Source organism: Intestinibacillus massiliensis (assembly GCF_900155735.1).
GTDB lineage: Bacteria > Bacillota > Clostridia > Oscillospirales > Butyricicoccaceae > Intestinibacillus > Intestinibacillus massiliensis.
Map to the genome: position 1 here is coordinate 131773 of NZ_LT707054.1, position 4041 is coordinate 135813.

A 4041-nucleotide genomic window follows, 5' to 3' on the forward strand; every position below is an offset into this window, starting at 1 on the left:
CCCCCGCCGCGCCTACGGCCGCTGCGACCGCCGCGTTGTCGTTGATGATCAGCGGCACGCTGTACCGGTCGCACACGGCCTTAATCGACCGCGCGCGCGCAATATAGGTTTCCTCGTCCACGCCCTTTTCGCGGATCTGCACCAGCGTCGCACCGCCGCGCAGCGCGCGTTCGGTATCCTCCTCGAGCGTGCGGCCGTCCAGCCAGGTGCGATCCGTGATAATATACAGGCGATATTGTTTCCGCTCCATAAATAACCCCTCAATGTCTGGTCTTGCGGCCAATGAACTCCGGCCGCAGCTTACTGTACATAATCTTCTGCTCGCTGTACAGGCCGGAATAGCCCGACAGCATATAGGAAACCGCGCAGACCAGCCCAAACAGCGGCAGACCCGCGCCGCCGAAAAGCTCGTACGCGAGGATCACGCTGGTCAGCGGGCAGTTGGTCACACCGCAAAACGCCGCCATCATGCCGAGCGCCGCGCCGAAGGACGGCGGCAGCCCGAGCAGGCCGCCCATCACGCAGCCGAATGTCGCGCCGGTGAAAAAGACGGGGACAATCTCGCCGCCCTTATAGCCCGCGCCCAGCGTCAGCGCCGTCAACAGGATTTTGAGCGCAAAAGCCACCGGGTGCGCCTGGCCGCCGATGGCGCGGGCGATGACGTCCATACCCGCGCCGTTATAGTCGCGCGTGCCGGTCAGCAGCGTCACCAACACGACGAGCACGCCGCCCACGGCAATCCGTACGTACGGCGATTTGAAATATGTAGTATAAAGCTTCGCGCCCATCTTGAGCGCCCAGCAGAATACGATCGCAAGCAGCGCGCACAGGCAGCCGAGCGCAAGCACGCGCAGCAGCGTCGGGAGCGCGGGCGCGGGGACGTTCAGCAGCTCGTAGGCGGGCGCCTCGCTGCCCAGGTGCAGGGCGACCCGGTGCGCAAGCAGCGCGCCGAACACACAGGGGAAGATTGCCGCGTAATACATCACGCCGACGCTCACGACCTCCATCGCGAACACCGCCGCGGCGAGCGGCGTGCCGAACAGCGCGGAAAAGCCCGCCGCCATGCCGCACATCGTGACGATGCGCGCGTCCTTTTCGTCCAGGTGCATCAGCCGCCCGATCTTGCAGGAGAGCGCGCCGCCCAGCTGCAGCGCGGCGCCTTCGCGGCCGGTCGAGCCGCCCGCCAGGTGGCTGAGCGCCGTGCTGACGAAAATGAGCGGCGCGGTCAGCAGCCGCATCGGCTCGTTTTCCCGCACCGCGATGAGGACGAAGTTTGTGCCGCGGTCGCGCTCCATGCCGCACAGGCGGTACAGGGACACGATCAAAAGGCCGGCCAGCGGCAGCGTAAACAGCAGCCAGCCGTGCTCCCCGCGCAGCGCGGTGGCATACTCGACCGTGTGGTGGAACGCCGCGCCCGCCACGCCGACCACCAGGCCGATCACGCAGGAAAACACAAACCATTTGACGAGCGCCCTGCCCTGCTGCAGCAGGAACACGCGCCATTTACGCAGGTACTGCCGCCAGCGGATATGTTTGATCCACTTCGGCTCGTTCTGCCGTATCACGAAGTTTCCCCCTCCCCCGCAAAAAATGCCCCGCGGTATGGCAGCCGCGGGACATTGAGAACTTACTTATTGACCGAGCTGACGGACGTTTCCTTCAGCTGCACGTCATGCGCGCCGCCCTCTACGATCGAGGTCGCGGAAACCAGCGTGATCTTCGCCTTCTGCTGGAGTTCCGGGATCGTCACCGCGCCGCAGTTGCACATCGTGGAACGCACCTTGCTCAGTGTGATATTGACGTTGTCCTGCAGGCTGCCCGCATAGGGGACATAGGAGTCGACGCCCTCCTCAAAGGACAGCTTCTTGTCGCCGCCGAGGTCGTACCGCTGCCAGTTGCGGGCACGGGCGGAACCTTCGCCCCAGTACTCCTTCATATAGCTGCCGTTTACGTTGACCTTGTTCGTCGGGGATTCATCGAAACGCGCAAAGTAGCGGCCGAGCATCAGGAAGTCCGCGCCCATTGCGAGCGCCAGCGTCACATGGTAATCGTGTACGATGCCGCCGTCCGAGCAGATCGGGACGTAGACGCCGGTCTCCGCAAAATATTCGTCGCGCGCGCGGCATACGTCGATCAGCGCGGTCGCCTGGCCGCGGCCGATGCCCTTCTGCTCACGGGTGATGCAGATGGAGCCGCCGCCGATGCCGACCTTGACAAAGTCCGCGCCCGCCTCCGCGAGGAAGCGGAAGCCTTCGCGGTCGACGACGTTGCCCGCGCCGACCTTGACGGTCTCGCCGTACTTCGCGCGGATCCAGTCGATGACGCGCTTCTGCCACTCGGTAAAGCCCTCGGAAGAGTCGATGCACAGCACGTCCGCACCGGCCTCGACGAGCGCCGGGACGCGCTCTGCATAGTCGCGCGTGTTGATGCCCGCGCCGACGATATAGCGCTTATGCGCATCCAGCAGTTCCTGCGGGGCGGCCTTGTGGGAATCGTAGTCCTTGCGGAACACCATGTAAACGAGGTGCTGGTTGTCGTCCACCAGCGGCAGGGCGTTCAGCTTGTGATCCCAGATGATGTCGTTTGCGACCTTGAGCGTCGTATCCGCCGGGGCGGTGATCAGCTTGTCGAACGGGGTCATGAACTCGGAGACCCGGGTGGACTTATCCATACGGGAAACGCGGTAATCGCGGCTCGTCACGATGCCGAGCAGCTTGCCGTTGGCCGTGCCGTCGTCGGTGACGGCCATGGTGGAATGGCCGCTGCCTTCCTTGAGCGCGAGCACGTCCGCAAGGGTCTGCTCCGGGCGGACGTTGGAATCGGATACGATAAAGCCCGCCTTGTAGCTCTTGACGCGTGCGACCATGGCCGCCTCGCCCTCGATGGACTGGGAACCGTAAATAAAGGAGATGCCGCCCTCCTTGGCAAGGGCGATTGCCATTTTATCATCGGAAACCGACTGCATAATTGCAGATACCAGCGGGATATTCGCGTTCAGGGGAGATTCCTCCTGCCCTTTCTTGAACTTTACGATCGGGGTGCGCAGGCTGACATTCGCCGGAATGCAGTCGACGGAAGAATACCCCGGGACCAGCAGGTATTCGCTAAAAGTACGGGACGGTTCCTCAAAATAAAACGCCATTTTCTATCTACTCCTTTTCTCGTACGCGCCGTCCCGCCGGACGGCCTGATTCACTGCCACAACATACAGTATATCTGACATATATATAGTACATTTGATTATAGCCCAATTGCATACTAAAGTAAACCGCCGTTGTGACAGAAATTGCGCGTTATTTGCGCGTTATTCCTATGCAACACGCGCACCGCCCTGATAAAGCGGTAAAAACAGCCGCCGTCAATGCAGCACGCAGCGTTTCCCGGTCTTCTGGTAGCACGAGAAACAGCCAAAGCAGCCGATGCATTTGGAGCTTTCCCCCGCCTGCAGGCGCTTGAGGATATCCGGCTGGCAGACGAACGGGCGGCTGAGCGAAACCATGTCCAGGCCGCCCTCCAGCACCTCGTCCATTTCCGCCAGCGTGCGGATGCCGCCGACCAGGATTACGGGCAGGCCGGACGCCTCGCGGGCGCGGCGGGCGCGTTCCATATAATAAAGGCGCTTGTCCCGGGGCTGCTTGGCGAAGTCGAAGCCGCTGATCTCGGCCGCTTCCACGCCGAGCGCCGCCGCGGCCTTCAGCATATACACAAGGTCGGATGCAAACTGCGCGTCGCCTTCCACGGCGTTGCAATGGATTTTAATAAAGACCGGGAACGTCCCGCCAACCGCGTCCTTGACCTTGCGGAGCGTTTCCTCCACGATGCGGAAGCGGTTCTCCACGCTGCCGCCATACGCATCGGCGCGCTTATTGTGCGCGGGGTCGATGAACTGGGAGAACAGGTAGCCGTGCGCGCAGTGCACCTGCACGCCGTCGAACCCAGCCTGCTTCGCGCGAAGCGCCGCCGCTGCAAAATCGTCCTCGACCTGCGCAATTTCTTCGGCCGTCAATGCGCGCGGCATCACGCCCGGCGCCACCTCTACCG

At 62.7% G+C, this 4041-nt stretch carries 4 protein-coding genes; all 4 read right to left on the bottom strand.

The window, feature by feature from the left end; translation table 11 throughout:
- A partial coding sequence (locus tag CZ203_RS04520) for a thiamine phosphate synthase (RefSeq protein WP_200809427.1) occupies positions 1–250 on the bottom strand: 250 nt, incomplete at its 3' end.
- Between the two features lie 10 nt (positions 251–260).
- The gene (locus CZ203_RS04525; protein WP_087064992.1) at positions 261–1511 is read right to left on the bottom strand and encodes a chloride channel protein; all 1251 of its coding nucleotides are present in this window, start codon (positions 1509–1511) and stop codon (positions 261–263) included.
- Positions 1512–1627: 116 nt separating this feature from the next.
- Positions 1628–3142, bottom strand: coding sequence for an IMP dehydrogenase (locus tag CZ203_RS04530; RefSeq protein ID WP_087064984.1), 1515 nt, complete (start codon positions 3140–3142; stop codon positions 1628–1630).
- A gap of 216 nt (positions 3143–3358) precedes the next feature.
- A partial coding sequence (locus tag CZ203_RS04535) for an oxidoreductase (RefSeq protein ID WP_328588147.1) occupies positions 3359–4041 on the bottom strand: 683 nt, incomplete at its 5' end.

Bases quoted from the DNA above. Each gene is read 5' to 3' on its own strand.
- CZ203_RS04530 (WP_087064984.1), bottom strand. From the start codon at position 3,142: ATGGCGTTTTATTTTGAGGAACCGTCCCGTACTTTTAGCGAATACCTG.